The 26,888-nt window shown below is 59.7% G+C and carries 23 protein-coding genes; 10 read left to right on the forward strand and 13 right to left on the reverse strand.

Annotated features, from left to right (window positions below; all coding sequences use genetic code 11):
• Window positions 1-37: 37 nt before the first annotated feature.
• The 4 genes from thrC (at window position 38) to ABFB52_RS06375 (ending at window position 3,908) form a co-directional block, all read left to right on the forward strand.
• Complete coding sequence (gene thrC / locus ABFB52_RS06360) at window positions 38-1,447, forward strand: threonine synthase (RefSeq protein ID WP_085747023.1); 1,410 nt, start codon at window positions 38-40, stop codon at window positions 1,445-1,447.
• Between the two features lie 119 nt (window positions 1,448-1,566).
• The gene (locus ABFB52_RS06365; RefSeq protein ID WP_129973735.1) at window positions 1,567-2,937 is read left to right on the forward strand and encodes a transporter substrate-binding domain-containing protein; all 1,371 of its coding nucleotides are present in this window, start codon (window positions 1,567-1,569) and stop codon (window positions 2,935-2,937) included.
• 118 nt (window positions 2,938-3,055) lie between these two features.
• Complete coding sequence (locus tag ABFB52_RS06370; protein ID WP_085747025.1) at window positions 3,056-3,463, forward strand: response regulator; 408 nt, start codon at window positions 3,056-3,058, stop codon at window positions 3,461-3,463.
• A 163-nt stretch (window positions 3,464-3,626) separates the two neighbouring features.
• On the forward strand, window positions 3,627-3,908 hold the full coding sequence (locus tag ABFB52_RS06375) for a DUF3509 domain-containing protein (protein WP_085747026.1): 282 nt from the start codon (window positions 3,627-3,629) through the stop codon (window positions 3,906-3,908).
• Between the two features lie 174 nt (window positions 3,909-4,082).
• Here ABFB52_RS06375 and ABFB52_RS06380 read toward each other — a convergent pair whose 3' ends face one another.
• Window positions 4,083-4,976, reverse strand: a complete 894-nt coding sequence (locus ABFB52_RS06380) for a TIGR02285 family protein (protein WP_240870059.1) — start codon at window positions 4,974-4,976, stop codon at window positions 4,083-4,085.
• A gap of 13 nt (window positions 4,977-4,989) precedes the next feature.
• A complete protein-coding gene (locus tag ABFB52_RS06385) occupies window positions 4,990-6,189 on the reverse strand; it encodes a CaiB/BaiF CoA-transferase family protein (RefSeq protein ID WP_129973723.1) in 1,200 nt (399 codons plus the stop codon).
• A gap of 146 nt (window positions 6,190-6,335) precedes the next feature.
• Between ABFB52_RS06385 and ABFB52_RS06390 the strand changes: the two genes are divergently transcribed.
• From ABFB52_RS06390 to ABFB52_RS06405, 4 genes are all read left to right on the forward strand, one after another.
• Window positions 6,336-6,878, forward strand: coding sequence for a YaeQ family protein (locus tag ABFB52_RS06390; protein ID WP_007954646.1), 543 nt, complete (start codon window positions 6,336-6,338; stop codon window positions 6,876-6,878).
• Between the two features lie 54 nt (window positions 6,879-6,932).
• Window positions 6,933-8,642, forward strand: coding sequence for a single-stranded-DNA-specific exonuclease RecJ (recJ, locus tag ABFB52_RS06395; RefSeq protein ID WP_085609150.1), 1,710 nt, complete (start codon window positions 6,933-6,935; stop codon window positions 8,640-8,642).
• A gap of 233 nt (window positions 8,643-8,875) precedes the next feature.
• Window positions 8,876-9,982 carry an NADH:flavin oxidoreductase/NADH oxidase gene (locus tag ABFB52_RS06400; protein WP_129973724.1) on the forward strand — a complete coding sequence of 369 codons (1,107 nt, stop codon included), beginning with the start codon at window positions 8,876-8,878 and terminating at the stop codon, window positions 9,980-9,982.
• A gap of 91 nt (window positions 9,983-10,073) precedes the next feature.
• Entirely contained in the window at window positions 10,074-10,607 is a 534-nt protein-coding gene (locus ABFB52_RS06405; protein ID WP_085747029.1) for a GNAT family N-acetyltransferase, read from the forward strand.
• 120 nt (window positions 10,608-10,727) lie between these two features.
• On the opposite strand, the gene ABFB52_RS06410 is transcribed toward ABFB52_RS06405, so the two are convergent.
• Complete coding sequence (locus ABFB52_RS06410) at window positions 10,728-12,356, reverse strand: glucan biosynthesis protein D (RefSeq protein ID WP_007954654.1); 1,629 nt, start codon at window positions 12,354-12,356, stop codon at window positions 10,728-10,730.
• A 403-nt stretch (window positions 12,357-12,759) separates the two neighbouring features.
• Here ABFB52_RS06410 and ABFB52_RS06415 point away from each other — a divergent pair, with 403 nt between their 5' ends.
• Entirely contained in the window at window positions 12,760-12,945 is a 186-nt protein-coding gene (locus ABFB52_RS06415) for a hypothetical protein (protein ID WP_007954656.1), read from the forward strand.
• A gap of 446 nt (window positions 12,946-13,391) precedes the next feature.
• Here ABFB52_RS06415 and ABFB52_RS06420 read toward each other — a convergent pair whose 3' ends face one another.
• The 8 genes from ABFB52_RS06420 to ABFB52_RS06455 form a co-directional block, all read right to left on the reverse strand.
• Window positions 13,392-14,876, reverse strand: a complete 1,485-nt coding sequence (locus ABFB52_RS06420) for an amino acid permease (protein WP_129973725.1) — start codon at window positions 14,874-14,876, stop codon at window positions 13,392-13,394.
• A gap of 213 nt (window positions 14,877-15,089) precedes the next feature.
• Complete coding sequence (locus tag ABFB52_RS06425) at window positions 15,090-16,514, reverse strand: gamma-aminobutyraldehyde dehydrogenase (RefSeq protein WP_129973726.1); 1,425 nt, start codon at window positions 16,512-16,514, stop codon at window positions 15,090-15,092.
• Between the two features lie 50 nt (window positions 16,515-16,564).
• Window positions 16,565-17,374, reverse strand: coding sequence for an ABC transporter permease (locus tag ABFB52_RS06430; protein ID WP_129973727.1), 810 nt, complete (start codon window positions 17,372-17,374; stop codon window positions 16,565-16,567).
• Window positions 17,364-18,299, reverse strand: coding sequence for an ABC transporter permease (locus ABFB52_RS06435; protein ID WP_129973728.1), 936 nt, complete (start codon window positions 18,297-18,299; stop codon window positions 17,364-17,366). The genes ABFB52_RS06430 and ABFB52_RS06435 overlap by 11 nt, the downstream gene beginning before the upstream one ends.
• Before the next feature lies 1 nt (window position 18,300).
• Window positions 18,301-19,338 carry an ABC transporter ATP-binding protein gene (locus tag ABFB52_RS06440; RefSeq protein ID WP_129973729.1) on the reverse strand — a complete coding sequence of 346 codons (1,038 nt, stop codon included), beginning with the start codon at window positions 19,336-19,338 and terminating at the stop codon, window positions 18,301-18,303.
• A 275-nt stretch (window positions 19,339-19,613) separates the two neighbouring features.
• Window positions 19,614-20,765: a putative ABC transporter substrate-binding protein YdcS gene (gene ydcS / locus ABFB52_RS06445; RefSeq protein WP_129973730.1), complete on the reverse strand. Its 1,152-nt coding sequence runs from the start codon at window positions 20,763-20,765 to the stop codon at window positions 19,614-19,616.
• 82 nt (window positions 20,766-20,847) lie between these two features.
• Window positions 20,848-22,335, reverse strand: a complete 1,488-nt coding sequence (locus tag ABFB52_RS06450; protein ID WP_129973731.1) for a gamma-aminobutyraldehyde dehydrogenase — start codon at window positions 22,333-22,335, stop codon at window positions 20,848-20,850.
• Window positions 22,336-22,434: 99 nt separating this feature from the next.
• A complete protein-coding gene (locus ABFB52_RS06455; RefSeq protein ID WP_007954670.1) occupies window positions 22,435-23,349 on the reverse strand; it encodes a LysR family transcriptional regulator in 915 nt (304 codons plus the stop codon).
• A gap of 176 nt (window positions 23,350-23,525) precedes the next feature.
• Here ABFB52_RS06455 and ABFB52_RS06460 point away from each other — a divergent pair, with 176 nt between their 5' ends.
• On the forward strand, window positions 23,526-24,248 hold the full coding sequence (locus ABFB52_RS06460) for a tellurite resistance TerB family protein (RefSeq protein WP_129973732.1): 723 nt from the start codon (window positions 23,526-23,528) through the stop codon (window positions 24,246-24,248).
• A 55-nt stretch (window positions 24,249-24,303) separates the two neighbouring features.
• Here ABFB52_RS06460 and ABFB52_RS06465 read toward each other — a convergent pair whose 3' ends face one another.
• Together ABFB52_RS06465 and ABFB52_RS06470 are read right to left on the reverse strand one after the other, a co-directional pair.
• Entirely contained in the window at window positions 24,304-25,494 is a 1,191-nt protein-coding gene (locus ABFB52_RS06465; protein WP_256656681.1) for a DUF6708 domain-containing protein, read from the reverse strand.
• A gap of 107 nt (window positions 25,495-25,601) precedes the next feature.
• Window positions 25,602-26,699 (reverse strand): DUF6708 domain-containing protein, encoded by a 1,098-nt coding sequence (locus ABFB52_RS06470; RefSeq protein ID WP_305955799.1) that lies wholly within the window; start codon window positions 26,697-26,699, stop codon window positions 25,602-25,604.
• Window positions 26,700-26,888 lie beyond the last annotated feature (189 nt).

Here is a 26,888-nt window from a genome sequence, read left to right on the forward strand (position 1 = left end):
ACTCGTAGCTTGAGGCTCAAACCAAAGGTTTGCCCCTATGCGTTACATCAGTACCCGCGGCCAGGCACCGGCCCTGAATTTCGAAGACGTCCTGCTGGCCGGTCTTGCAACCGACGGCGGTCTGTACGTCCCGGAAAACCTGCCACGTTTCACCCAGGAAGAAATCGCTTCCTGGGCCGGCCTGCCGTATCACGAGCTGGCTTTCCGCGTCATGCGCCCGTTCGTCACCGGCAGCATTCCGGACGCCGATTTCAAAAAGATTCTTGAAGAAACCTACGGTGTGTTCGCCCACAACGCCGTTGCGCCGCTGCGTCAGCTGAACGGCAACGAATGGGTGCTGGAGCTGTTCCACGGCCCGACCCTGGCGTTCAAGGACTTCGCCCTGCAACTGCTCGGTCGTTTGCTCGACTACGTGCTGGAAAAGCGCGGCGAGCGCGTGGTCATCGTCGGCGCCACCTCCGGTGACACCGGTTCGGCCGCCATCGAAGGCTGCAAGCACTGCGAAAACGTCGACATCTTCATCCTGCACCCGCACAACCGTGTGTCCGAAGTGCAGCGTCGGCAGATGACCACCATTCTCGGTGAGAACATCCACAACATCGCCATCGAAGGCAACTTCGATGACTGCCAGGAAATGGTCAAGGCCAGCTTCGCCGACCAGAGCTTCCTCAAGGGCACCCGTCTGGTGGCAGTCAACTCGATCAACTGGGCGCGGATCATGGCCCAGATCGTTTACTACTTCCACGCAGCGCTGCAATTGGGCGGCCCGGCGCGTTCGGTGTCGTTCTCGGTGCCGACCGGCAACTTCGGCGACATCTTCGCCGGTTACCTGGCGCGCAACATGGGCCTGCCGATCAACCAGTTGATCGTCGCCACCAACCGCAACGATATCCTGCACCGCTTCATGAGCGGCAACCAGTACGTCAAGGAAACCCTGCACGCCACGCTGTCGCCGTCGATGGACATCATGGTCTCGTCGAACTTCGAACGCCTGCTGTTCGACCTGCACGGTCGCAACGGCGCGGCGATTGCCGGGCTGATGGATTCGTTCAGGCAGGGCGGCGGCTTCAGCGTCGAACAGGAACGCTGGACCGAGGCACGCAAACTGTTCGACTCGCTGGCTGTGGACGATGCGCAAACCTGCGAAACCATCGCCGAAGTCTACGAACAGACCGGGGAAGTGCTGGATCCGCACACCGCCATCGGCGTGAAGGCCGCTCGTGAATGTCGTCGCAGCCTGGATATCCCGATGGTGATTCTGGGCACGGCGCATCCGGTCAAGTTCCCGGACGCGGTGGAGAAAGCCGGTGTAGGAAAAGCTCTCGAACTGCCTGCACATCTTTCTGATTTGTTTGAGAGAGAAGAGCGCTGCACTGTGCTGGCGAACGAGCTCAAAGCCGTACAAGCCTTTGTCAGCCAGCATGGCAACCGCGGCAAGCCTCTTTAAGACCGCAAAGCTGTCACATTTTGAAGCCCGTCTCCTGACGGGCTTTCTTGTTTTTGCATGCCACACTGCGCGCGTTTCGCCCACGAAGGACGGGCGAGTCGATGACGAAGGATGTGGCAATGCGGTTTTTTTCAGGATTGAAACCAGCCCTGTGCTGGTTGTTTTTATCGGGGAGCTTCGGGTTGTCACAGTGGGTCGAAGCCGCCCATCTGGCGAGACACCCCGACACGGTGGAGGCTATTCAGCCCATCGAGCTGGATGAGCATGAGCGTCAGTGGATTCGAGATAACCCTCGTGTGACCGTCGCCTCTGTGCAATACCCGTTGTATCTGTTTCAGGACGAACATGGCCAATGGAGCGGCCTGAACAACGATGTGCTCAAGCACATCAGCGCCATGACCGGATTGCAGTTCGTTCATCAGGAATCGTTTTCCACCGACCACATGCTGGAACGGCTCCAGAGTGGCGCGGCCGACATCAGCACGACGTTGGCAATGAACGAGGAGCGCAAGGCATTTCTGGACTTCAGTCATGCGTTCGGCGGTGCAGGGTGGGTGTTCGTCGGTCATTCAGGCGAACCGGCAATACGGTCGCTCGAGATGCTGTCCAAGCGAGTCCTGGTGCTGCCGGCCCGGCATGCGCTGGAGGACGGCATTCGACGCGACTACCCATCGATCCCGATTCGTTCGGTCAAGACCTATGCCGAGGCTCGGGCGCTGGTGGAAAGTGGCGAGGCCTATGCCACCATCGAAAACGAGATCGGCGCTCAGCTGTTTCCCTCCGGCCTGCTCAAGGTCGGTGGTCTCGTGGAGGGCAAGTGGGAGGCCGACCATCTGGCAGTACGCAAAGGGTTGCCCGAGCTGGTGAGCATCCTCAACAAGGCATTGGGCGCCTTCTCCGCGGCGGAGCTTCGTTCCATACGCCTGAAGTGGCTGGATGGCGTCTCTCCTGCGCCGACACCCTCGATCGGCTCGCTCCTGATCAAGTGGGGTTGCTGGGCAATGGGCGGGCTTGGCGTGTTCGGGCTATTGCCTTTGATGTGGAACCGTCGACTGGCGGCAGAAGTGAAGCAGCGACGGGCAGCCGAAAAGAATCTGGGTGATCAACTGGCCTTTCAACATGCATTGATCGATGCGATGCCCGACCCCGTGTTCGTGCGCGATCTGCAGGGTCGGTTGATCATGTGCAACCGCAGTTACGAAGATGCGCTGTCGGTCCGGCAGGAGCAGGTGCAGGGCCGGATGCTGTTCGAGTTCGATGCACTTCCACAGGCCACGGCATTGATGCTGCACGACGAATTCATGGCGCAGCTGGGTACGCGTAAAACACGCTTCAGCAAGCGGCAACTGATGTTCAAGAGCGGCCCCCGTCAGATCTATCAATGGACGGTGCCGTTTTACAGTGTCGATGGAAAACTGCGAGGCCTGCTCGGGGGCTGGACGGACATCACCGAGCGGCGGAAGGAGAGCGGGTGTCGATGTCTGCATTAAAGATGGGAAAAGTCCTATAAGCAGCGATTCCTTTTCTGATGGGAGGCTTAGGACCACTGCCCTAGAGTGACAGGCCACTGCGGCGTGAATCCGCGATTGTCGCTCCAGAGGTCGTCCCATGCGCTCGCTCAAGATCCTGATTCTAGAACCCAATCCGTTCCAGCTGATGGCGTTGCACCAGATGCTCAACGCCATTGGTATCTACGATGTTCTGACCGCACCGTCGCTGGGCTCGGCAAAGCGCTCACTGGAACGTCGCGGAGCCGTCGACATCACCCTGTGCAATCCACAATTGCAGAACGGTGACGGGCTGGCGCTGATCCGGCATATGGCCGACCGGCAGGAAGCACGTGCACTGATTCTGCTGGGGGCTGTGGCACCCACCCTGCTGGACGATCTGGAAACCTTGCTGGGCGAGCACCGGATCATATTGCTGGGCCGCCTGCACACTCCCGTTTCGGCGGTATTGATGAGGGCACTGCTGGACACCTACATGACCATCCCCAGGCATTCCGTCGACGCTTGACCCCCACGGTTATTTTTCTGTCATCTTCACCATGCATGCTCCGATAGGCCGGTGACGCTCCGGGAGAGGCCGGTGACAAGCAGAACTTTCTTCTCGGGCCGGTGGTCATTTACTGTGAACACGCCCCAGACACTGTGTTTCGGACTATTGAGTGGAGATCGAGATGGAAAGTATCAGTCTATTGCTCGGTGAGGCTCTGAGCCCGTATCAAGTGACGTTGACCCCTCGCGGTCGCCATGGCGAATGCCTGGTGACCTTGAAGAACGGCAGCGGCGCGATCGTGGTGGAGCGCGAATTCAATCAGGCGCAATTGAGCGACAAGCGCCAGCTGACGGATGTGGTCGACGGCCTGCACCGTGACATCCTGATTGCCGAAGGCCGGCTGGAACCCTGTGTGATCGCGGCGTTGCGAAACGCAGCCCTCGACAAGCACCCGACCCTCTGAAACTGATTTTTCAATTGTGGGAACCTTCCTGCACCCAAGTCAGTCAGACCCCGTAACAGCAGGATCAAGCATTGTGCTCCGGTGCTTGTCGCTTGCTGCTACGGGTCTTTGATACAGACCACGTTTAACCCCGAGTCGTCTCCCCACTTCTCGGGGTTTCTTTTTGCCCGGATTTCACTGCGCGGCCTGTTGCTCGAAGAAAATCCGCGCCTGTTCCAGATAATCCTGGCGCCTCTCGGGGTCGAGCCAGTCGGCGTAGAGCTGGTTGAGATGCTCGTGGGGCAGGGTGCGTAACAGCTGATTGATTTCCGTGATCGCCTGTCGACCCGCCGTGGTGTCGGTGCAGCCGACATGGCCCGACAGGTACTTGCCCGTGCCGCGAATCGGGAAGAACAGCAGTTCGTCCTCGGCGATCTCGGCCTGCCGCGCCTGATAACGGATCTCCGGCCAGTAACCCAGCACCACTTGCAAACGTCCCAGGCGCTGCATCGACAGCAGGCTGCTGAGCGCATCGTTGCCGTAATGCGGCGTCAACGCGCCGCTCGGTGCCTGATGCAGCAATGTATCGATGTACTCGCCATAACTGCGTTCTGCGACCACGCCGACTTTTCGCTCACCGTTGGCCAGAAACGCCGACAGATCGACTTCGCCCTCGACCAGAAACGGCTCCAGCACTTCGCGGTCTCTCTGACGCACCACCAGACCATTGCTGACCGCGCGAAACGCGGGAATGGAGAACGCGATCCACTGTGCCCGTTCCTTGTTCCAGATCAGCGACGGATCGCAGGCGAAGGGATGTTCATGCAGCATTTGAATGCCACGGGCGCGATTGACCCGCATCAAGGTGTGTTCGTATTGCGGCATGCCGGCAATCAGCATCGGCATCAATTGATCGATAACGCCCTGGCCCTTTTTCGGACCCTCGAAGATCGTCAGCGGCGGCAGGTCGCGCAATAGCCAGATCAGCGTTGGCTTGGCCTGCACCCACGCCGGTAGCACCAGCAGGAATAACAGGCCAAACAACCGCCAGGTCCACCAATGGTGGGCGCGGTTCGAAGCCGAGGGCATCAGGCGCTTCAGGTCAGATGGCTCCGTTTTCGCGCAGGCGGGCGATCTGCTTCTCGTCGTAGCCAAGATCGTGGAGTACCTGCGCATTGTGTTCACCGAGCTGCGGTCCGACCCATTCGGACGTGCCGGGTGTCTCAGAGAGTTTCGGCACGATGCCCGGCATCTTGAAGGGTTTGCCATCCGGCAGTTTGGCGTGCAGGAACATTTCCCGGGCCAGGTACTGCGGATCGTTGAACATGTCTTCGGCGCTGAAGATCCGGCTGGCCGGCACTTCGGCTTGGTTCAGCAGGTCCAGCACGGTTTGCAGCGGCAGCGAATTCACCCAGCGGTCTATCACGCCGTACAACTCATCGCGGCGGGTGTCGCGCCCGTCGTTGCTGGCCAGCGCCGGGTCATTGGCCAGATCTTCACGGCCGATGATCAGCATGAAGCGCTTGAAGATTGCATCGCCGTTGGCGCCGATCTGCACGTGTTTGCCGTCGGCGCTGGTGTGGATCGATGATGGTGTGATGCCCGGCATGATGTTGCCGGTGCGCTCGCGAATGAAGCCGAACACATCGAACTCCGGCACCATGCTTTCCATCATGGCGAAGATCGCTTCGTACAACGCCACATCGACCACTTGGCCGAGACCGCCGTTGACCTCGCGATGACGCAGGGCCATCAACGCACCGATCACGCCCCACAAAGCAGCAATCGAATCGCCAATGGAAATCCCGGTGCGCACCGGCGGGCGGTCTTCGAAACCGGTGATGTAGCGCAGGCCGCCCATGGATTCGCCGACCGCGCCGAACCCAGGCTGATCTTTCATCGGCCCGGTCTGGCCGAAGCCGGACAGGCGCACCATCACCAGTTTCGGGTTCAGCGCGTGCAGGGTCTCCCAGCTCAGGCCGAGTTTTTCCAGCACGCCGGGGCGGAAGTTCTCGATCAGGATGTCGGCTTCACCCAGCAGTTTTTTCAGGATCGCGAGGCCATCGGGGTGTTTCAGATTCAGCGTCAGGGACTTTTTGTTGCGTGCCTGGACGAACCACCACAGCGAGGTGCCTTCGTACAACTTGCGCCATTTGCGCAACGGATCACCGCCGTCCGGCGACTCGATCTTGATCACTTCGGCGCCGAATTCGCCGCAGATGCGCGAGGCAAACGGCCCGGCAATCAAAGTACCCAATTCAATGACTTTCAGACCGCTGAGCGGTTTGTTGGCGAACGGCATGCGAGATCCTGTAGGACAAGGCTGAGCAGATACAGCGTTTTAACATAGCCGGCTGTCAGTCGCGCAAGGTTGATCGCCATCAATTCGTGGATTGCCTACAGCATCGGTTAGACTTGCCGACTTTCCTCGTATCAAGAAGCCCGTTCATGGCCCAGCCGTCCACTACCTACAAATTCGAACTGAACCTCACCGATCTCGACCGCAGCGTCTACGAGAACGTGAAGCAGACCATCGCCCGTCACCCTTCGGAAACCGAAGAACGCATGACCGTACGCCTGTTGGCCTACGCGCTCTGGTACAACGAGCAACTGTCGTTCGGTCGTGGTCTGTCGGACGTGGACGAACCTGCGTTGTGGGAAAAGAGCCTGGATGACCGCGTCCTGCACTGGATCGAAGTCGGCCAGCCTGACGCTGATCGCCTGACCTGGTGCTCCCGTCGCACCGAGCGCACCAGCCTGTTGGCCTACGGCAGCCTGCGTGTCTGGGAAGGCAAGGTGATCCCGGCGATCAAAAATCTGAAGAACGTCAACATTGCCGCCGTGCCGCAGGAAGTGCTGGAAACCCTGGCCCAGGACATGCCCCGCGTCATCAAGTGGGACGTGATGATCAGCGAAGGCACGATCTTCGTCACTGATGACCGTGGCCAGCACGAAGTCCAGCTCACCTGGCTGCAAGGCGAGCGCGGTTAAGTCCGCGTTACTCCCGAAAAATCCCACGTATTCAAGAGAAGCTTCTGTCACCCCATGCGTATCGATCCTCGCCCGTTGCCCGCCACTCTGCCGTTTCTCGGTGAACTGCCACCTTTGCTGACCCGCCTGTACGCGGCGCGGGGCGTGCAGTCCGAGGCGGAGCTGGACAAGAGCCTGGCGCGGCTGATTCCGTTCCAGCAGCTCAAAGGGATCGATGCGGCGGTGGATCTGCTGGTGACGGCGCTGGAGCAGCGTCAGCGGATCCTGATCGTCGGCGATTTCGATGCCGACGGCGCGACGGCCAGCACCGTGGGCGTGCTCGGTTTGCGCCTGCTGGGCGCGGCGCATGTCGATTATCTGGTGCCGAACCGCTTTGAATATGGCTACGGCCTGACCCCTGAAATCGTCGAAGTCGCGATGACCCGCGAGCCGCAACTGTTGATCACCGTCGACAACGGTATTTCCAGCGTCGAAGGTGTGGCAGCAGCGAAACGTCACGGCCTGAAGGTGTTGATCACCGATCACCACTTGCCCGGCGATGAACTGCCGCAGGCCGATGCGCTGGTCAATCCGAACCAGCCCGGCTGCGAGTTCCCGAGCAAGGCGCTGGCCGGTGTCGGGGTGATTTTCTATGTGTTGATGGCCTTGCGCGCACGACTGCGCAGCCTTGGTTGGTACGAGAGCAAACCACAGCCGAACATCGGCGAACTGCTGGATCTGGTGGCGCTGGGCAGCGTTGCCGACGTGGTGCCGCTGGACGCCAACAACCGGATTCTGGTGCACCAGGGCCTGGAACGCATTCGCGCCGGACGTGCGCGGCCGGGGATCAAGGCGATCCTGGAAGTGGCCAAACGTGAAGCTTCGCGCATTACTTCTACCGACCTCGGTTTTATCGTCGGCCCGCGCCTGAACGCGGCGGGGCGTCTGGATGACATGAGCCTGGGCATCGAATGCCTGCTGACCCACGATGCTGCGCTGGCCCGGGAAATGGCCGCGCAACTGGACGGCATGAATCAGGACCGCAAATCCATCGAGCAAGGCATGCAGCGTGAAGCGCTGGCCCAGCTCAAGGACTTGCCGGTTGAGTCGATGCCGTTCGGTCTTTGCCTGTTCGATCCGGAATGGCACCAGGGCGTCATCGGTATCCTGGCTTCGCGGATGAAGGAGCGATATTTCCGCCCGACCATCGCCTTCGCCGATGCCGGCGACGGCCTGCTCAAGGGCTCGGGCCGTTCGGTGCAGGGTTTCCATATTCGTGACGCGCTGAGCGTGGTCGCGGCACAACATCCGGATCTGATCAGCAAGTACGGTGGCCACGCGATGGCGGCCGGTCTGACCTTGCCGCAGGAGAATTTTCCGTTGTTTGCCGAGGCCTTCGACGCCGAAGTGCGTAGGCAACTTCGCGAAGAGGATCTGACCGGGCGCCTGCTGTCGGACGGCACGCTGGCGGTCGAGGAATTTCATCTGGAACTGGCCCGCGCCCTGCGCCACGCCGGGCCGTGGGGCCAGCATTTCCCGGAGCCGCTGTTTCACGGGGTGTTCCAGTTGGTCGAGCAGCGAGTGGTCGGCGAGCGGCACCTGAAAGTGGTGCTGAAGACCGAATGCGGTTCGGTGAAGCTCGATGGCATCGCCTTCGGCATCGATCGCGATATCTGGCCGAACCCGACGATCAAATGGGTCGAACTGGCCTACAAGCTCGATCTCAACGAGTTTCGCGGCAATGAGACCGTGCAGTTGATGATCGCCCACATCGAACCGCGCTAAAGGACTTTGCGCCCCTTAACTGAAGGGGCGCAGGAAGCTTCAATTGTGCTGTTTCATTTCTGAACCCTCCCTCATCCCCGGATGTCGACTAGGCTCTAAGCACTGCTTGATTGGCCTTGTGACGTCTTGTCGAATTTTTTGCCCGCGGGGGCGGGTGCTGCACCATTTTCCTGTCACTCGTCGACTTTTCAAACAGAACCCTGGAGCCTGCCCACTGATTTGAGAGGTGCCCCATGAGTCTGCTGCTTGAACCCTTTACCCTTCGCCAACTGACCCTGTCCAACCGCATCGCCGTGTCGCCCATGTGCCAGTACTCCAGCGTCGATGGCCTGGCCAACGACTGGCATCTGGTGCACCTCGGCAGCCGTGCCGTGGGGGGCGCTGGCCTGGTATTTACCGAAGCCACGGCGATCACGGCCGACGGGCGGATCACCGCCGAAGACCTTGGCTTGTGGAACGACGAACAGATCGCACCGCTGCAACGCATCACCCGTTTCATCAACGCGCAGGGCGCAGTGGCCGGCATTCAACTGGCCCACGCCGGGCGCAAGGCCAGCACCCATCGGCCGTGGATCGGCAAGCATGGCAGCGTGAAACCGGAGGATGGTGGCTGGACGCCGGTCGGGCCTTCGCCGATTGCCTTTGACCCGCAACACACCCAACCGAAACAGCTGGATGAGAGTCAGATTGCTCAAGTCATCCAGGACTTCGTGGCCGCGGCCAAACGCGCGCTGACCGCTGGTTTCAGTGTGGTCGAGGTGCATGCGGCGCACGGTTATCTGTTGCACCAGTTTCTGTCGCCACTGAGTAATCAGCGCCGCGACCAGTACGGCGGTTCGTTCGAAAACCGTATTCGTCTGGTGCTGCAAGTGACCGAGGCGGTACGCGCGGTGTGGCCGGAAGAACTGCCGGTGTTTGTGCGCCTGTCGGCTACCGATTGGGTCGAAGATGGCTGGAACCCCGATGAAACCGTGGAGCTGGCGCGACGCCTGAAAGCCTTGGGGGCTGATCTGATCGATGTGTCATCGGGTGGCACGGCGGTCAATGCCGAAATCCCCGTGGGGCCGGGTTATCAGACGCGCTTCGCCGAACGTGTACGCAAGGAGTCAGGCATCGCCACCGGCACCGTGGGAATGATTACGGAGCCGGCCCAAGCCGAGCACATCCTGCGAACCTGTCAGGCCGACATCATCTTCCTCGCCCGTGAGCTGCTGCGTGATCCTTACTGGCCGCTGCATGCCGACGATGACCTGGGCGGACGCAAAGCGGTGTGGCCGGCGCAGTATCAACGTGCGACTCATCGGGATCAGCCGATTCACGAGTCTGACCTGCGGGATTGATTCCGACCGGTCGCAAAGCCTATAAAACCCGCCATTGAACCGGCGGGTTTTTTCTTGCCTGTCGTTTGGAATCGCGAAGGAATGGATCGCAATGTTGATCGAACGAGAGCTGACTGAATCGGACTTGCCGCTGCTTGCGTTGATCGACCGCAGTGAACTGGTCGAAGAGTGCTATCGCGTGGAAAACGGTGAGCTGATTCTGTATCCGGCGCGTTTCGACATGCGCGGCTGGCCCGAAGGGGAGGCAGCGGAAAATGCGCGGGTATTGGAAAAGTGCTGGCGCAGCGGCGGGTGGCTACACGGGATTTTCGATGGAGAGACACTGGTGGCGGCGGTGGTTGTGGATAACCGGGTTATTCACAATCAGGGTCTGAACATGCGGCAGTTGAAGTTTCTGCACATCAGCCGTGCCTGGCGTGGGCAGGGGCTTGGCGGGCGATTGTTTGCCCTGGCCTGCGAGCATGGTCGGGAGGTCGGTGCAGCGGCGTTGTACGTGTCGGCGACCGAGTCGCGCAATACCGTGGAGTTCTACCAGCGCCAGGGCTGCCGGTTGCTGGCACAACCGGATCCCGAGTTGTTTGCACTCGAACCTCACGATATCCACTTTTACTGTCGCCTGGACTGACGCCATCGCGAGCAAGCTCGCTCCCACAGGTTTCGGTTGTACACAAACGCTGTGATCAATCGATATCCATGTGGGAGCTGGCTTGCCAGCGATGAGGCCCGATCTGACGCCAGAGAATCATTAAGGATACTTGCGCTTGTCCGGCGCCGGCGGGAAGTACTGGTACAACCAGGTCTCGCTTAGCGTGCGGTCGTTGGTGCGGATGAACAGTCGCAGCTCAACCGGCTCCACGCTGTCGTTGGTCGGGTACCAGTCGAACAGGATCCGGTAACCCTTGATGTCATCCAGCACCAGCACGCTGAAGTCCTGCACCTTACCGTTGGAGCAAGTCACCACCGGTTCGATCCCGGTGCCCTGCGGCAGGCGATCCAGGCCGCCACCGGTGAAGTCCACAGCAAAGCGACGGGCCCAGACCGGCGGGTAATGCTCACCCGGTGCCCAACCCTCGACAAATCCACCCATGCCCGAACGGGTCGCATGCACCCGCGCGAGCGGCGTGCCGACCGGCGGCAAGGCGCTCCAGTAGAGCTTGTAGCCGTAGTTCAGCGAGTCGCCGGCAGCCACGGGTTTCTTCGGCGTCCAGAACGCGACGATGTTGTCGAGGGTTTCACCGGTTGTAGGAATTTCCAGCAGATCGATGGAGCCTTCGCCCCATGCGGTTGTAGGTTCTACCCACAGGCTCGGACGCTTGCTGTACCAGTCGACGGTGTCCTGATAGTTGGCGAACTCATGGTCGGTCTGCACCAGACCGAAACCTTTCGGATCGGTGTCGGCGAAGGCGTTGAATTGCAGGGTCGCCGGGTTGTTCAGCGGTCGGCAGATCCACTCGCCGTTGCCGCGCCACATGGCCAGACGATCCGAGTCATGGATCTGCGGGTGAATGGTGTCGCACATCCGGCGCTCGTGGGTGCCGCAGCTGAACATGCTGGTCATCGGGGCGATGCCCAATTGTTCGATTGCGGTGCGGGCATTGATGTGGGCGTCGACTTCCATCACCACGCGCTCGGCCTGGCAGTCGATGTCGAAGCGATAGGCGCCGGTCGCGCTCGGCGAGTCGAGCAGGGCGTAGACCACAAAGCGGGTCGCGTTCTGATCCGGGGTCTCGAACCAGAACTTGGTGAAGTCAGGGAATTCTTCGCGTTTCTTGGCGTAGGTGTCGACGGCCAGGCCACGGGCGGAGAGGCCATATTGGCCAGTGGCATCCACCGCGCGGAAGTAGCTGGCGCCGAGGAACGACACCACGTCATGCCGATCCAGCTCCGGTGCCTTGAACAGCTTGAAACCGGCAAACCCCAGATCGCCCTTGAGCTGCTGGGTGTCGACCGAGGTGTTCTCATAGTTGAACAGCTGAGGGCGGAAATGCACCTCGCGGGCCGTGCGAGTCTTCGGATCGACGCTATACATGCGCACCGGCTGGCGAAAACCCATGCCGACGTGGAAGAACTGCACATCGAGCTGACCCTTGTTCTCCTTCCACAGCGAATGCTCGCCGTCGTAGCGGATCGCGTTGAAGTTTTGCGGGGTCATGGTCGCCAGGGTCGGCGGCAGCACCTGTTTGGTGTCCTGATACGCGCTGCCGGCCAGTTGCTTGGCCTGGCGCTTCAGCGTCTCGAAGTCGAAGGCCTGGGCTTCACCGTCGGCGGCACCGCCAGAGGCGGCCCAGGCGCGTGCGGCGAGCAGGCCGGAGGCGGAAAGGCCGGTGTAAGCCGCAATGGCCATGGACGCTTTGAGCAAATTCCTGCGGTGCATAAATACAACCTGTCGTGGACAATCCCGCGCCGTTCCTGGCACGTACTGGATCAGAAATTACGGTTCGGACAAGCCTTCGGCCAAACGCTACGGACTAGTAACAGATGCCCGCTAGCTTAATCGGTTCGCCGATTTTGCAAAATTCATTGATAGCACGGCGACAGCGTCTCAATGAAACAAGACGTTACGGTTATTTATCTCACAGACTTTTCTGATTTATAGGGCATATCTGCTTTTTTCGACTAATTACTCTAAAAACAGCTTTTCAGCGCCGATTTAATTTCTATTCTATGGGCATCGCCGGTCACGACCCATCCGACCGGCAGGGCTCAAATCGCTGCTTAAAGGAGCAGGGCGATGCGGTTTTCGAAAATTTCTGACGTACTGGAAAAGGACATCGTCCATGACAAAAGGACAAGGCATCACCGAAATGTTGGGCATCTTTCCCTGCCTCACCAACGTCCGGCGAAGACGCCGGCTCAGTCCTGACGAACTGAAACTGGTGGAGCGTTACCGCGAGTTGTCGGAGAGCGACCGGATTGCGATGCGGTATCTGGTGGATGCGATGAGGAGTGTTTCGCGGTTTTGAAGTGAAAAACCAAAGGGGTGGACTGTGAAGTTCGCCCCTTTTTCATTCTTGAGACTTACCGGGGATACTGCGGTTGCATCCACCCCTTCGACAAGTTGGGTGGCGAACCGAGTGGCGTTCGAAGTCGGGTTACTTCCCGTCAACACGGCAAACCCGGAAGGCCCGCGCCACGCGGCCCGCCATAACGCAGAACTGAGGTTCGGAATAACCACAGTTCAATGAAGGGCAAACACCGTGTTGACAGATTTCCGGCTTCGACCTCAGCTAATAATTGGGCTGCAACGGGACAAAGCCTATCGGTCAGGCGCTAGCGGCGCCAAGTCTACTCTGCTGACGCCATTTGTAGGAAAGGGGACTGAATGCTGAGGGTTCGGTCTGTAGGAAGCGAGTAACTGACGCTGAAAGAAATCAGCCCCGAAATTGTGATAAATCCGGGGCTGTTTTTCTTAGCGACTAACTTTCCAGGCATCCCCAGCCGGCGCCTTCCCATGGTCATACGGCTTGCCAATCCACATATAAATCAACCCCAGCCCAATCACGATCGCCGTGCTCAGCACCATCGCGTAGTTGATGTACCACGCGGCATCCGGGGTACGTGGCCAAGCCATGTTGATGATTGCGCCGACGCCATACACCAGCGCGCCGATGTTCACCGGCCAGCCCCAGGCGCCGAGGGTGAATTTGCCTCTCGGTTTCCAGCCTTTGCTGCGGGCGTACAGGGCGGCGAGGACGATCATCTGGAATGCGAGGTAGATGCCGATGGCGGCGAAGCTGACGATGGTCGCTACGGCGTCTTGCAGGAAGAAGCCGAGGGCGATGATCAGGCCGGGCAGGACGCCGGACACGAACAGTGCGGCAACTGGAACCTGGGTCGTAGGAGAAATCTTTTTCAGCAGTCGGCTGCCGATGACCATTTCATCGCGGGCGTAGGAATACAGCAGACGACTCGCCGCCGCTTGCAGGCTGATGACGCAGGAGATGAAGGAAATCATTACCACGCCCATCACCACTTTCGAGCCGATCGGACCGAAGGCGTTGTTGAGGATGGTGGTGACCGGGTCCTTGTCGGTGCCGTTGATCACCGCTTGCATGTCCGGTACGGCGAGGATCAGCGCGAGGCAGGCGAACATCGCCGCGATGCCGCCGATGTAGATGGTCATGCGCATGGCCACCGGGATTTTCTTGCTCGGGTTCGGGGTTTCTTCGGCCACATCGCCGCAGGCTTCGAAGCCGTAGTAGAGGAACATCCCCGCCAGCGACGCGGTGAGGAAGGCCGGCAGATAGGAGCCGTCGACGCTGATATCGAAGGTGTTGAACAGCACGCTGATCGGCTGGTGACGCTCGAAAATCAGCAGGTACACGCCGACGATCACCGCGCCCACCAGTTCGCAGAGAAAGCCGAACATGGCGATCCGCGCCAGCACTTTGGTGCCGCTGAGGTTCACCAGTGTGGCGAACAGTGTAAGTACCAGGGCGATGACGATGTTGGTGTTGTTGCTTGGCTCAAAACCCAGCATGGCCGCGAGGTACGGGCCGGCGCCGACCGCAACGGCGGCGATGGTCACGCACAGGGCGATGGAGTAGATCCAGCCGACCATCCATGCCCATTTCTTGCCCACCAGACGCCGAGCCCAAGGATAGACGCCGCCGGAAATCGGGAACTGCGAAACCACTTCGCCGAAGATCAGGCACACCAGCAGTTGCCCGCAACCGACCAGCAAATAGGCCCAGAACATCGGTGGCCCGCCAGCGGCCAGGCACAGGCCGAACAGGGTATAAACCCCTACGACCGGTGACAGATAAGTGAAGCCCAGCGCGAAGTTTTCCCACAGGCTCATGCTGCGGTTGAAGTTGGAGGTGTAGCCCAGTTGGCGCAGTTGTTCGGCATCGCTGTCGGCAACGGCGGCTGAGAGATCGGGTGATGCACTCATGTGTGTTTGCTCCGTGAAATCGGCAGATTTCGGATGGCCGAAACCGTGGCGGGGCCGTGAAGGCGCCGCCCGGATCGGTAGTTATTGTTTTGAATGCCTGGTAATGCGTAATGCCGGTTTTCTTCCTGAAACCGGAGTGACGCCATCGCTGGCAAGCCAGCTCCCACAAGAGCTGCACTGAACCCTGTGGGAGCTGGCTTGCCAGCGATGCTTTTAGTGCTTGAACATCACATGCCGAACCGTGGTGTAGTCCTCCAGCCCGTACATGGACATGTCCTTGCCGTAGCCGGACAGTTTCTGACCGCCGTGCGGCATTTCGCTGACGAGCATGAAGTGCGTATTCACCCAGGTGCAGCCGTATTGCAACCGCGCGGACAGGCGATGGGCGCGTCCTACATCCGCGGTCCACACCGAGGACGCCAGGCCGTAGTCCGAATCGTTGGCCCATTCCAGTGCCTGGGCTTCATCGGTGAATTTGGTCACCGACACCACCGGCCCGAACACTTCACGGCGGACGATTTCGTCGTCCTGCTGCGCATCGGCCAGCACCGTCGGTTCGAAGAAGAAGCCGTTGCCTTCGACAGCCTTGCCGCCAGTGATCAAACGAATGTGCGGTTGCGCCACGGCGCGTTCGACAAACCCGGCCACGCGGTCGCGATGCTGGGCGGTGATCAACGGCCCGAGTTCGGTGGACGGATCATCCTGCAAGCCGTACTTGATGCTGCTGACCGCCGCGCCGAGCTTCTCGACAAACTTGTCGTAGATGCCTTGCTGGGCATAGATCCGGCACGCGGCGGTGCAATCCTGGCCGGCGTTGTAGAAGCCGAAAGTGCGAATGCCTTCGACCGCCGCATCGATGTCGGCGTCGTCGAAGATGATCACCGGAGCTTTGCCGCCCAGTTCCATGTGCATGCGTTTGACGCTGTCGGCGGTGCTGGAAATGATGTTCGAACCAGTGGCGATGGAGCCGGTCAGCGAGACCATGCGCACTTTCGGATGGGTCACCAGCGTGCTGCCTACGCTCGGCCCACGCCCGAACACCAGATTGAGTACACCGGCCGGGAAAATATCCGACGCCAGTTCGGCCAGACGCAACGCAGTCAGCGGGGTTTGTTCCGACGGCTTGAGCACCACGGTATTACCGGCGGCGAGAGCCGGGGCGATTTTCCAGGCGACCATCATCAGCGGGTAGTTCCACGGCGCGATGGAGGCGATCACACCCACAGGGTCGCGGCGGATCATCGAAGTGTGGCCGGGCAGGTATTCGCCGCCGGCCGAACCGCTCATGCAGCGGCTGGCGCCGGCGAAGAAACGGAACACGTCGGCAATCGCCGGGATCTCGTCGTTCAGCGCGGCGCTGTAGGGTTTGCCGCAGTTGTCCGATTCCAGTTTCGCCAGCTCTTCGCCGTGGGCTTCGATGGCGTCGGCGAGTTTGAGCAGCAACAGCGAACGGTCCTTCGGCGTGGTCTGCGACCAGTCGGCAAAGGCACTGTCGGCGGCGCGCACGGCGGCATCGACCTGGGCCTCGGTGGCCTCGTTGATTTCCACCAGCACGTCACCGCGCGCCGGGTTGAGCACCGGCTGCGCCGGGCCTTCGCCGTTGACCAGTTGGCCGTTGATCAAGAGTTTGGTTTGCATGTTGTTGTCCTCTTTCTACTGCAAATTCAGGGTGGGAAAGGTCAGGGAAATCATTTGCCGCCGCTGCCGGCCACGCTCTCGCCAACCCGGGTCAGGTAGTAGGCGCCGAGGATCGGCAGCATGGTCACCAGCATCACGAGCATCGCCACGACGTTGGTCACCGGCACGTCCCGAGGGCGGCTCAACTGATTGAGCAACCACAGCGGCAAGGTGCGTTCATGGCCGGCGGTGAAGGTGGTGACGATGATTTCATCGAACGACAGCGCAAACGCGAGCATGCCGCCGGCGAGCAGCGCCGAGCCGAGGTTCGGCAGGATGATGTAGCGGAAGGTCTGCCAGCCGTCGGCGCCGAGATCCATCGACGCCTCGATCAGGCTGTGCGAGGTGCGGCGCAAACGGGCGATGACGTTGTTGTAGACGATCACCACGCAGAAGGTCGCGTGGCCGACGATGATGGTGAACATCCCCGGCTCGATCCCCAGCGTCTTGAAGGTCGCCAGCAGCGCGATCCCGGTGATGATCCCCGGCAGTGCAATCGGCAGGATCAGCATCAGCGAAATACCCTGTTTGCCGAAGAAGTCCCGGCGATACAACGCCGCCGAAGCGAGGGTGCCGAGCACCATCGCGATCAGCGTGGCGATGGCCGCGATCTGCAGCGACAGCTTGATCGCTTCCAGCACGTCCGGCCGGGAAAACGCCACACTGAACCAGTGCAGCGTGAAGCCTTTCGGTGGAAAGCTGAACGCCGCGTCTTCGGTGTTGAAGGCGTAGAGGAAGATGATCAGGATCGGGAAGTGCAGGAACACCAGCCCGCCCCAGGCTGCAATGCGCAAACCTAATGACGCGCGCTCAGAGTGCATCGAAAGCCCCCAGTCGTTTGACGATGGACAGGTAAATGGCGATCAGCACGATCGGCACCAGCGTGAACGCTGCGGCCATTGGCATGTTGCCGATTGCGCCCTGTTGCGCGTAGACCATGCTGCCGACGAAGTAGCCCGGTGGGCCCACCAGTTGCGGCACGATGAAGTCGCCCAAGGTCAGCGAGAATGTGAAGATCGAACCGGCCGCGATGCCCGGCACCGACAGCGGCAGAATCACCTGCATGAAGGTCTGGCGCGGCTTGGCCCCGAGATCGGCGGAGGCTTGCAGCAACGACGGCGGCAGGCGTTCCAGCGAGGCCTGGATCGGCAGGATCATGAACGGCAGCCAGATGTAGACGAACACCATGAAGCGCCCCAGATGCGAGGTCGACAAGGTGCTGCCGCCGACCCCGGGAATTCCCAGAATGAACTGCAGAACCGGTTCCAGCCCCAAGTGCTGAACGAACCACTGCGCCACGCCGCCCTTGGCCAGCAGCAGCGTCCAGGCGTAGGCCTTGACGATGTAACTGGCCCACATCGGCATCATCACCGCGATGTAGAAAAACGCCTTGGTCTTGCCGGTGGTGTAGCGCGCCATGTAGTAGGCAATCGGGAACGCAACGATGGAGCTGGCGATCGACACCACGACCGCCATGCTCAGGGTGCGCAGGATGATGTCGAAATTCGACGGCTGAAACAGCGCGGCGAAGTTGGCCAGGGTCAGGTCGGGCGTGACCGCCATGGTGAAGTCGTCGAAGGTGTAGAAACCTTGCCACAACAGCACCAGCAGCGAGCCCAGGTAGATCGCGCCGAACCACAGCAGCGGCGGTATCAGCAACATCGACAGATACAGGTTCGGCTTGCGATAGAGCAGGTTGGAAAACCTGCGCAACGGCGCCGATTGAGGGAGGGCGAGCGCGGTCATGTCACACCCCGCTCGCAACGGTGTCGTGCAGCGGAATCATCGCTTCCCGCGCCCAGCGAGCGCTGATTCGCTGACCGGTCTGGTGCTGCGCGCTGCTGTCGATCCATTGATTGTTGGCCTGGCTGATGCTCAGGGTCTGGCCGTTTTCCAGGGTGAGTTCATAGCGCGTGGCGCTGCCCTGATATTGAATGTCGTGAAGCAGGCCGCTGACTTCGATCTCGTGACTGGCCAGCGGGCCTTCGGCGAACCGCACGTGTTCCGGGCGGATCGAAAACGGCTGCGGATGACCACTGAGCTGGCGCGCCAGATCGCCACGAATCACGTTCGAGGTGCCGACGAATTCGGCGACGAAAGTCGTGGTGGGTTTCATGTACAGATTGCGCGGCGTATCGACCTGCTCGATGCGACCCTTGTGGAACACGGCCACGCGGTCGGACATCGACAGCGCTTCGGTCTGGTCGTGGGTGACGAAGATGAAAGTGATGCCGAGCTGGCGTTGCAGCTTCTTCAGTTCGCTCTGCATCTGTTCGCGCAGCTTCAGGTCGAGGGCGCCCAACGGCTCGTCGAGCAGCAGCACTCGCGGGCGATTGACCAAGGCGCGGGCGAGGGCGACACGTTGGCGCTGACCACCGGACAACTGCACCGGTTTGCGGGCGCCGTAGCCACCGAGGGCGACCATGTCCAACGCTTCTTCGGCGCGCTTGTGGCGCTCGTTCTTGTTCACGCCTTTGACTTTCAAACCGTAGGCCACGTTGTCCAGCACGTTCATGTGCGGGAACAGCGCGTAATCCTGAAACACCGTGTTGACGTCGCGTTGATAGGGCGGCAGTCCGGCGGCTTCGGCGCCGTGAATGCGGATCGAGCCGGCGCTCGGTTGTTCGAACCCGGCGATCAGGCGCAGGCACGTGGTCTTGCCCGAACCGGAGGGGCCGAGCATGGAAAAGAACTCGCCGTCCTGGATATCGATGGAAACCCGGTCAACGGCCTTCACCTCGCCGAACTGCCGGGAAACGTTGGTGAACTGGACTGCAAGCGTCATGATGCGGTGCTCCGAAAAGGCGAGGGCCGTCGCAGCGGCCCTGCCTGGACTTCTGAAAAAACTGGATCGTTTGGCGGTGTATGCGATGGTTTTTGGCTAACTCATCTGGTCGATACGCCGCGATCTGCTTTTAGCTCCCTCTCCCTCCGGGAGAGGGCGGGGGGTGAGGGCAGCGGTTTCGCTGAATCAAGACAACGTCAAAAACCACCCCTCACCCCAGCCCTCTCCCCAAAGGGGAGAGGGGGAAAGGGAGCTCGACCGAGGTGAACTCGAGATCAGCGGCCGCCCATAATCGCAATGTAGTCCTGCGTCCACCGGCTATACGGCACAAACTTCCCACCTTCAGCCTGCGGTGTTTTCCAGAAAGCGATCTTGTCGAACTGATCGAACCCGTTGGTCTTGCAGCCTTCAGCGCCAAGCAACTCACTGCCCTGGCAAGCCGCCGGAACCGCCGGCAACGAACCGAACCACGCCGCCACATCACCCTGGACTTTCGGCTGCAGCGACCAGTCCATCCATTTGTACGCGCAGTTCGGGTGCTTGGCCTCGGCGTGCAGCATGGTGGTGTCGGCCCAACCGGTGGCGCCTTCTTTCGGCACGGTCGACGCGATCGGCTGTTTCTCGTTGATCAAGCCGTTGACCTGGTACGGCCAGGCGCTGGACGCGACCACGCCTTCGTTCTTGAAGTCGCTCATCTGCACCGTGGTGTCGTGCCAGTAGCGGTGAATCAGCTTCTGCTGCGCACGCAACAGTTCCAGCACAGCCTTGTACTGATCTTCAGTGAGCTGGTACGGATCCTTGATCCCCAGTTCAGGCTTGGTGGATTTCAGATAGAGCGCCGCATCGGCGATGTAGATCGGGCCGTCGTAGGCCTGCACGCGACCCTTGTTCGGCTTGCCGTCGGGCAGATTCTGCGCGTCGAACACCACGTTCCAGCTGGTCGGCGCGGTCTTGAACACGTTGGTGTTGTACATCAGCACGTTCGGGCCCCACTGGTACGGGGTGCCGTAGGTCTGGCTGTTGACCACGTACCACGGCGCGTCTTTCAGGCGAGGGTCGAGGGACTTCCAGTTCGGGATCAACGCGGTGTTGATCGGCTGCACACGCTTGCCGACGATCAACCGCAACGACGCATCGCCCGACGCCGTCACCAGGTCGTAACCGCCCTTGGCCATCAGGCTGACCATTTCGTCAGAGGTGGCGGCGGTTTTCACATTGACCTTGCAGCCGGTTTCCTTCTCGAAACCGGTCACCCAGTCGTAGGCCTTGTCGCTTTCACCGCGTTCGATGTAGCCCGGCCAAGCGATGATATCCAGCTGGCCTTCGCCGGCGCCGACGGCTTTCAGCGGCTCTGCGGCCTGCAGGCTGGCGCTGGCCAGCAGGGCCGTGGTGATTGCACTGAGCAGTGCGGTCTTGTGCACGAACATGGTGAACCCTCTTCTTTAAATTATGGTCGGGGCAGTTGTGAACGCGGTGAAGCATGCCGTGGTCGGCTTGTTATTAGCGTAGTCAGAGATGCTGGCCGTGGCGGGCCATGATGTGCCGCACCACGCTGTAGTCCTGTAGCGAATCGCTGGATAAGTCTTTGCCGTAACCGGAGCGTTTCAACCCGCCGTGGGGCATTTCGCTGACCAGCATGAAATGGCTGTTGATCCAGGTGCAGCCGTATTGCAGGCGCGCGGCGACCTGCATCGCCTTGTCCAGGTTCTGCGTCCACACCGACGAGGCGAGGCCGTATTCCGAGTCGTTGGCCCAGTCCACCGCTTGCGCCAGTTCATCGAAGCGGGTCACGGTCACCACTGGGCCGAACACTTCGCGCTGGACGATTTCATCGCTCTGTTTGCAACCGGCCAGCAGCGTCGGCTGATAGAAGAACCCTGCGCCGGAATGCACCGCTGCGCCGGTCACCCGTTCGATGTGCGGCTGACCGAGGGCGCGCTCGACGAAACTGGCCACGCGGTCGCGCTGGCGGGTACTGATCAGCGGCCCGATTTCGTTGTCGGCGTCGCGTTTGCCGGCGAAGCGCAGGCTGCTGACTGCCGCGCCAAGCTCAGCGACCAATTTGTCGTGAATCCCGGCCTGGGCGTAGATCCGGCAAGCCGCCGTGCAATCCTGCCCGGCGTTGTAATAGCCATAAGTGCGCACGCCTTCGACCACGGCTTTAAGATCCGCATCGTTGCAGACGATCACCGGAGCCTTGCCACCGAGTTCGAGGTGCGTGCGTTTGAGGGTTTTGGCGGCGGCCTGAAGGATTTTCTGGCCGGTGACGATATCGCCGGTCAGCGACACCATCCGTACTTTCGGATGCCCGACCAAGTGACTACCAACGCCTTCGCCGCCACCGCAGACGATGTTGATCACCCCGCGCGGCAGGATCTCGGCCAGCGCCGGGGCCAGCGCCAGAATCGACAACGGCGTGTGCTCGGACGGCTTGAACACCAGCGTATTGCCGGCAGCGAGGGCCGGGGCGATCTTCCACGCGGCCATCATGATCGGGTAGTTCCACGGCGCAATGGACGCGACGACGCCAATCGGGTCGCGGCGCACCATGCTCGTGTAGCCGGGCACGTATTCGCCGCTGAGCTGACCGGTCTGGCAGCGCACGGCGCCGGCGAAGAAGCGAAATACATCGACCGTGGCGGTCAAATCGTCCTGCCGCGCCAGGTGCAGCGGCTTGCCGCAGTTCAGGGCTTCGAGGCGGGCGAGGTGGTCAGCCTGCTTCTCGACGGCGTTGGCAATTTCCAGCAGGAAATTCGAGCGTTGTTGCGGGGTGGTGCGCGACCACTCGGCAAAGGCGCGGTGGGCGGCAAGGATGGCGGTTTCGACTTGCTCGGTGCTGGCTTCGGCGATCTGGGTCAGGACTTCGCCGGTGGCCGGGTTGAGGATCGGTTCGACAAAACCCTGTCCTGCGACCAGTTCGCCGTCGATCAGCAACGCGGTGTGCATGTGGGTCTGCGCGCCAGCCATTTTCCGTGATCTCTTTTCTTGTATGGCCATGTTGCTCCCTGTTCCGGGAGCCGACCGTCTTATAGATGCAGCAAGACTAGTGCGCGGCTCCGGGGTCGACAAATTCTAAATACTGAAGGTGGCATTCGATTAAATAGATGGCTTGCGTCCGCCGTGAGGCTGCTCGCGGGCCACGGTCAGGAAAGGATCGACCAGCGCGGGGCGGGCGGTGCCGCGACGCCAGGCCAGACCGACGTCGAGAGTCTGGTTGAGGTCGGCAATTGGCCGGGCTTCGATGATGTCGCCTTCCAGTGACCATGGGCGATACGTCATGTCTGGCTGGATCGAAACGCCGAGGCCCGCCGCCACCAGACTTCGTACTGCTTCGGTGGACGCGGTTCTGAGGGTGATCTTCGGTTGCAGTCCGGCGCCGCGCCATAGACGTTGGGCGTTGCGATCCATCTCGTCGACGTTCAGCTGAATCAACGGCTCCCGGGCGACATCGGCGAGGTTGATGCTGTCGTGTTCCAGCAGCGGATGCTGGGCCGGCAGCCACAAACGGTGCGGCGAGTGGGTCAGCACTTCGGTCTGCAACGCGTGGCGGTCTTCGAGGTTGGAGAGGATCAGCACACCGACATCGATCTCGCCGCTGACCAGCAGATGCTCGATGTACGGCCGTTCATCCTCCATCACCCGGATCTCGACATTGGGATAGGCGCGCTGGAAGCGGGTCAGCAAATCCGCCAGGTAATAACCGGCCACCAGACTGGTCACCCCGACAATCAACTGCCCAGCAACCTGATCGGTGCTTTGTTGCAGGCTGCGTTTGGCGTTGTCCACGGTGGCCAGAATCAGGTGCGCCTGGCGTAGGAATTGATGCCCCTGATGGGTCAGCGTCATGCCCTTGGCGTGGCGATTGAACAGGCTGACGCCGATTTCTTCCTCCAGTTGCTGGATGGCCAGGGTCAGGGTCGATTGGGAAATGAACGCGGTTTGCGCAGCGGCGGAAATCGAGCCGGTCTCGGCCACGGCGATGAAATGGCGGATCTGACGCAAGGTCATCATGGAAGGTTTACCCGGTGGGCGGTTTTTATAGATTGCCTCGAGTGTATATCTATTTTCGCGAAGGGCTGCTGCGGGCCAGGCAACATCTGGAAGCACACTCGCACCCAAGTCACGGGCACTTTCGAACTAGGCTGAGGGCCTTATTGATCCGGATAACCCCAGTTTGGAGACGGAACATGAACACCCGTGGATTGCTCGATCAACTCCTCAAGTCCGGCCAGGATCTGCTACAGAACAAGGCAGGCGGGGCGCAGAACAAACCGGCGGCCGGTGGTTTGGGCGGCTTGCTGGGCGGATCTTCCAGTAATGGCGCACTTGGCGGTTTGCTGTCAGGCGCAGGCGGCGGTGCCCTGGCGGCCGGCGCCATGGGCCTGCTGCTGGGCAGTAAAAAGGCCCGAAAGGTTGGCGGTAAAGTCGCCATCTACGGCGGCCTCGCCGCGCTGGGCGTGATTGCCTACAAAGCCTACGGCAACTGGAACGCCCAAAAAGGCACCGCCCCGCAAAGCGAACCGCAAACCCTCGATCGCCTGCCACCGGCGCAAGTCGAACAACACAGCCAGGCCATCCTCAAAGCCCTGGTCGCCGCCGCCAAGGCCGACGGCCACATCGACGATCGCGAACGCCAACTGATCGAAGGCGAATTCACCAAACTCGACAACGATCAGGAACTCAAGCACTGGCTCCACGCCGAACTCAACAAACCCCTCGACCCCACCGACGTCGCCCGCGCGGCGAGCACGCCGGAGATGGCCGCCGAGATGTACGTAGCGAGCGTGATGCTGGTGGATGAGGAGAACTTCATGGAGAAGAGCTATCTGGATGAACTGGCGCGGCAACTGAAGCTGGAGCCGGGGTTGAAGGTGGAGTTGGAGAGGCAGGTGAGGGTGGCTGTTGCGTAACCAAAAGGTTTGATGAGTCCCCGGCGAGGATCGAGCATCGCTCGCCGGGTTTCCTTCAGTGCAAGCCTGCGGCCTTGCAGGCCTCGACAAAGGTCGCGCCTTTCTTGTCCATGGCGTTTTTTACCAACTGATTGGCTTTCACCAGTGCCGCACTGGGTTTGGCCCACTGCTCCGGTGGCAGTGGCTGCGACCATGCTTGAACCTGGTCCGGCAGAACAGGACGGCCCTTGCGATGAGCCCATTCGGCGAGAATGTAGGGCATTTTCCAGAAGGTCAGCACACGCCCGATGTACCAGCGGCGCAATGGCCACCGAGATTTCTCCGCGAATCCATATTCCCTCCGTTGTTCTGGAGTCAGGTCCTCGCCACCTTCTTCGTCCAGCGACCCCATCGCACGGGCATCTTCGCGTTCGATTTCAAAGGTGTGCAGTCCTTCATAAGGCTTGAGCCGATCCCCGGTCGGGATCAGGCCGAGTGCCTTGAGCATCGGGTTCGGCACATCGACCAGTTGACCGTCTTCCATGAAGTTGCGAATGGACGTCCACATGCCCAGGGAGTGGACATCGCTGGGTTGTGGTAGTAGCAGAAACTGCACTTTGTCCTGCTCTTCATCTTCCAGCCCCATGCCTAAGGTGTATTGGCGAGTGGCGCCGTAACTGGTGACGCCCTGGGAGTTTGCAACCCAGGCAACCACGCTTTCCCAAGGCACGATCAGCACACGATGGGTTTTGCTGTCGACGTAACAGACTTCACGGCGCTGGCGGTTGAAGCGGACGGGATAGGTTTTTGCGGCGGTGAAAACGCTGGAAAACATTCCGTAGACATAGGCGCCGAGAGGCAGAAGCCCTAACGATGCAACCCCTGAAAACGTCTGGATGCCCATTGCTAAATCTTTCAAGGGCGTGGGAAAGTTTTCCGGGTAGGCAAGTGTCCCGTACAAAACAATTAAAACCGGCGCAATAAACGCAAGGGTCAGCAGCAACCAGATTCCTGCGGCTAATATTTTTCCTTGCTCAACCATGCCCCAATTGTTACCGCCCAACTCCAGATAGGTCTCGGTGATCTCCGAAAAGTTGCGACGAGATGACTGTGTCTGGCCTGTGTAAACAGGTAATGGTGAAAGGAACAGGGTTTCATTTAAGCCGTTGGCTCGAATTTGTCCTGCACGTGGGCGCTGACTGCGGATGTCTGGGGCGGACTCATGTTCGGCAATCGTGGTTTTACGTTTTAACAAGTTCTTAAACATCAACAGTCGCCAAGTCGTCTTTTTTGCAAGAAAAGGTGACAGATTTATTTTATAAAAAGTACATCTGTCACCCTGTCATCTTTTAATCTCTTGGCTCCTACGCCTCTTTAATTATGCTGTGCTTCCTGTTCGGTCGATGAGCGCTCTAGATCTATTTTGAAGTAACTCATGAAATCCTGACCACGAGCAAAAGCTTTTTCGATTTTTGCTGACTCTTCTTTCAATGCTGGGCTCGGTTGTGCCCACTGTTCGGGTGGGAGCTCTTCAGACCATCTTTCAATCGACTCGGGGAATCCTTTCATGCTGTAGCGGTAATCCCATTCCGCTATCCAGTACGGAAGACGCCACCACGTAATCAAATGAGTCAAATACCACCATGCCACACCCGTTGCAGAGCGCTCCTTGTGTCGGTATTCCTCTCGCATGTCATCGCGTTCTTTATTGAAACTATGACTACCCTCAAAAGGGGCCTTGCCGGGGCAGAATTGAGTGCCCTTTTCCATGTAGATGCGGATGGCTTCCCATTTTCCTAACCCATGAGTAGGTGTCATTACTTCTTGATTCAGAAAGTGTACCGTATCAGCTTTGGGGTTATCGATGGCCATGCCAAAGGTATAATTTCTCATTACACCTACTCCCGTAACGCCCGCACTGATTGAAAGCCAGGCGACAGTATCTTCCCAAGGTTGGATTATCGGTTCATCAGAACCGTCAGGGAAAAAACATACTTCACGCCGTAGGCGATTAAAGCGAATTGGACGAGCCCTCGATTTTTTGAGGGTACTGCTAATTACTACATAGCTACCGAGGATTGCCACTCCTCCAGCGCACCAGATAGATAGTCGCAGGCCAAACTCAAAAAAATCGCTAAAGTACCACCAGAAACTGCGACCAAAGGGATTATTGATTCCAGCGAGACCTGCAAACGTTGGAACGATTAATAAACATGATATGAGTACGAGCATTACACTTGCGATCATCACTCTCGCCTGGAATGCCTCGTTCACATTACTGCTGCCTACATCAAGAAACGTATCGTTTACTTCAATGAAGCTTCCTCCCAAATCCATGGGCGTTTGCCCTGTCGGAATTGGTTTCGGTGACAAAAAAATGGCTTCACCTGTAGCGAATCGCCGGCGTTCTCCCGCAAAAGGTCGGTTTTGTTTGAAATCAAACTCATCGTTTTTCTTAAGGTTCGAATACATGCTTTCAACCTGTCGGGTTTGGAGAACTCAAGGCTTCACTGTTGATTACTAACCATGGAGCATCGGGTGCTCGAGTTCGTAGTACTGCAAATTGAGAAAAAGGTGATAGATCCATTTGTTAGAAAGTGGACCTGTCACCTTTCTGTCATTTATATATTTAGATAAGTAGTCAGTGTAACCATGAGGCTT

The sequence above is a fragment of the Pseudomonas sp. 9.2(2024) genome, assembly GCF_039695385.1.
Lineage (GTDB): Bacteria > Pseudomonadota > Gammaproteobacteria > Pseudomonadales > Pseudomonadaceae > Aquipseudomonas > Aquipseudomonas paraglycinae.

Excerpts from the sequence above, each read along its gene's own strand:
- ydcS (WP_129973730.1), bottom strand. The coding sequence starts at position 20,765 with ATGTTCGTGCACAAGACCGCACTGCTCAGTGCAATCACCACGGCCCTG.
- ABFB52_RS06435 (WP_129973728.1), bottom strand. The coding sequence starts at position 18,299 with ATGACCGCGCTCGCCCTCCCTCAATCGGCGCCGTTGCGCAGGTTTTCC.
- recJ (WP_085609150.1), top strand. The coding sequence starts at position 6,933 with ATGCGTATCGATCCTCGCCCGTTGCCCGCCACTCTGCCGTTTCTCGGT.
- ABFB52_RS06370 (WP_085747025.1), top strand. The coding sequence starts at position 3,056 with ATGCGCTCGCTCAAGATCCTGATTCTAGAACCCAATCCGTTCCAGCTG.
- ABFB52_RS06385 (WP_129973723.1), bottom strand. The coding sequence starts at position 6,189 with ATGCCGTTCGCCAACAAACCGCTCAGCGGTCTGAAAGTCATTGAATTG.
- ABFB52_RS06415 (WP_007954656.1), top strand. The coding sequence starts at position 12,760 with ATGACAAAAGGACAAGGCATCACCGAAATGTTGGGCATCTTTCCCTGC.
- ABFB52_RS06405 (WP_085747029.1), top strand. The coding sequence starts at position 10,074 with ATGTTGATCGAACGAGAGCTGACTGAATCGGACTTGCCGCTGCTTGCG.
- ABFB52_RS06425 (WP_129973726.1), bottom strand. The coding sequence starts at position 16,514 with ATGCAAACCAAACTCTTGATCAACGGCCAACTGGTCAACGGCGAAGGC.
- ABFB52_RS06470 (WP_305955799.1), bottom strand. The coding sequence starts at position 26,699 with ATGTATTCGAACCTTAAGAAAAACGATGAGTTTGATTTCAAACAAAAC.
- ABFB52_RS06455 (WP_007954670.1), bottom strand. The coding sequence starts at position 23,349 with ATGATGACCTTGCGTCAGATCCGCCATTTCATCGCCGTGGCCGAGACC.
- ABFB52_RS06440 (WP_129973729.1), bottom strand. The coding sequence starts at position 19,338 with ATGACGCTTGCAGTCCAGTTCACCAACGTTTCCCGGCAGTTCGGCGAG.
- ABFB52_RS06365 (WP_129973735.1), top strand. The coding sequence starts at position 1,567 with ATGCGGTTTTTTTCAGGATTGAAACCAGCCCTGTGCTGGTTGTTTTTA.
- ABFB52_RS06410 (WP_007954654.1), bottom strand. The coding sequence starts at position 12,356 with ATGCACCGCAGGAATTTGCTCAAAGCGTCCATGGCCATTGCGGCTTAC.
- thrC (WP_085747023.1), top strand. The coding sequence starts at position 38 with ATGCGTTACATCAGTACCCGCGGCCAGGCACCGGCCCTGAATTTCGAA.
- ABFB52_RS06430 (WP_129973727.1), bottom strand. The coding sequence starts at position 17,374 with ATGCACTCTGAGCGCGCGTCATTAGGTTTGCGCATTGCAGCCTGGGGC.
- ABFB52_RS06465 (WP_256656681.1), bottom strand. The coding sequence starts at position 25,494 with ATGTTTAAGAACTTGTTAAAACGTAAAACCACGATTGCCGAACATGAG.
- ABFB52_RS06450 (WP_129973731.1), bottom strand. The coding sequence starts at position 22,335 with ATGGCCATACAAGAAAAGAGATCACGGAAAATGGCTGGCGCGCAGACC.
- ABFB52_RS06375 (WP_085747026.1), top strand. The coding sequence starts at position 3,627 with ATGGAAAGTATCAGTCTATTGCTCGGTGAGGCTCTGAGCCCGTATCAA.
- ABFB52_RS06400 (WP_129973724.1), top strand. The coding sequence starts at position 8,876 with ATGAGTCTGCTGCTTGAACCCTTTACCCTTCGCCAACTGACCCTGTCC.
- ABFB52_RS06420 (WP_129973725.1), bottom strand. The coding sequence starts at position 14,876 with ATGAGTGCATCACCCGATCTCTCAGCCGCCGTTGCCGACAGCGATGCC.
- ABFB52_RS06380 (WP_240870059.1), bottom strand. The coding sequence starts at position 4,976 with ATGCCCTCGGCTTCGAACCGCGCCCACCATTGGTGGACCTGGCGGTTG.
- ABFB52_RS06460 (WP_129973732.1), top strand. The coding sequence starts at position 23,526 with ATGAACACCCGTGGATTGCTCGATCAACTCCTCAAGTCCGGCCAGGAT.
- ABFB52_RS06390 (WP_007954646.1), top strand. The coding sequence starts at position 6,336 with ATGGCCCAGCCGTCCACTACCTACAAATTCGAACTGAACCTCACCGAT.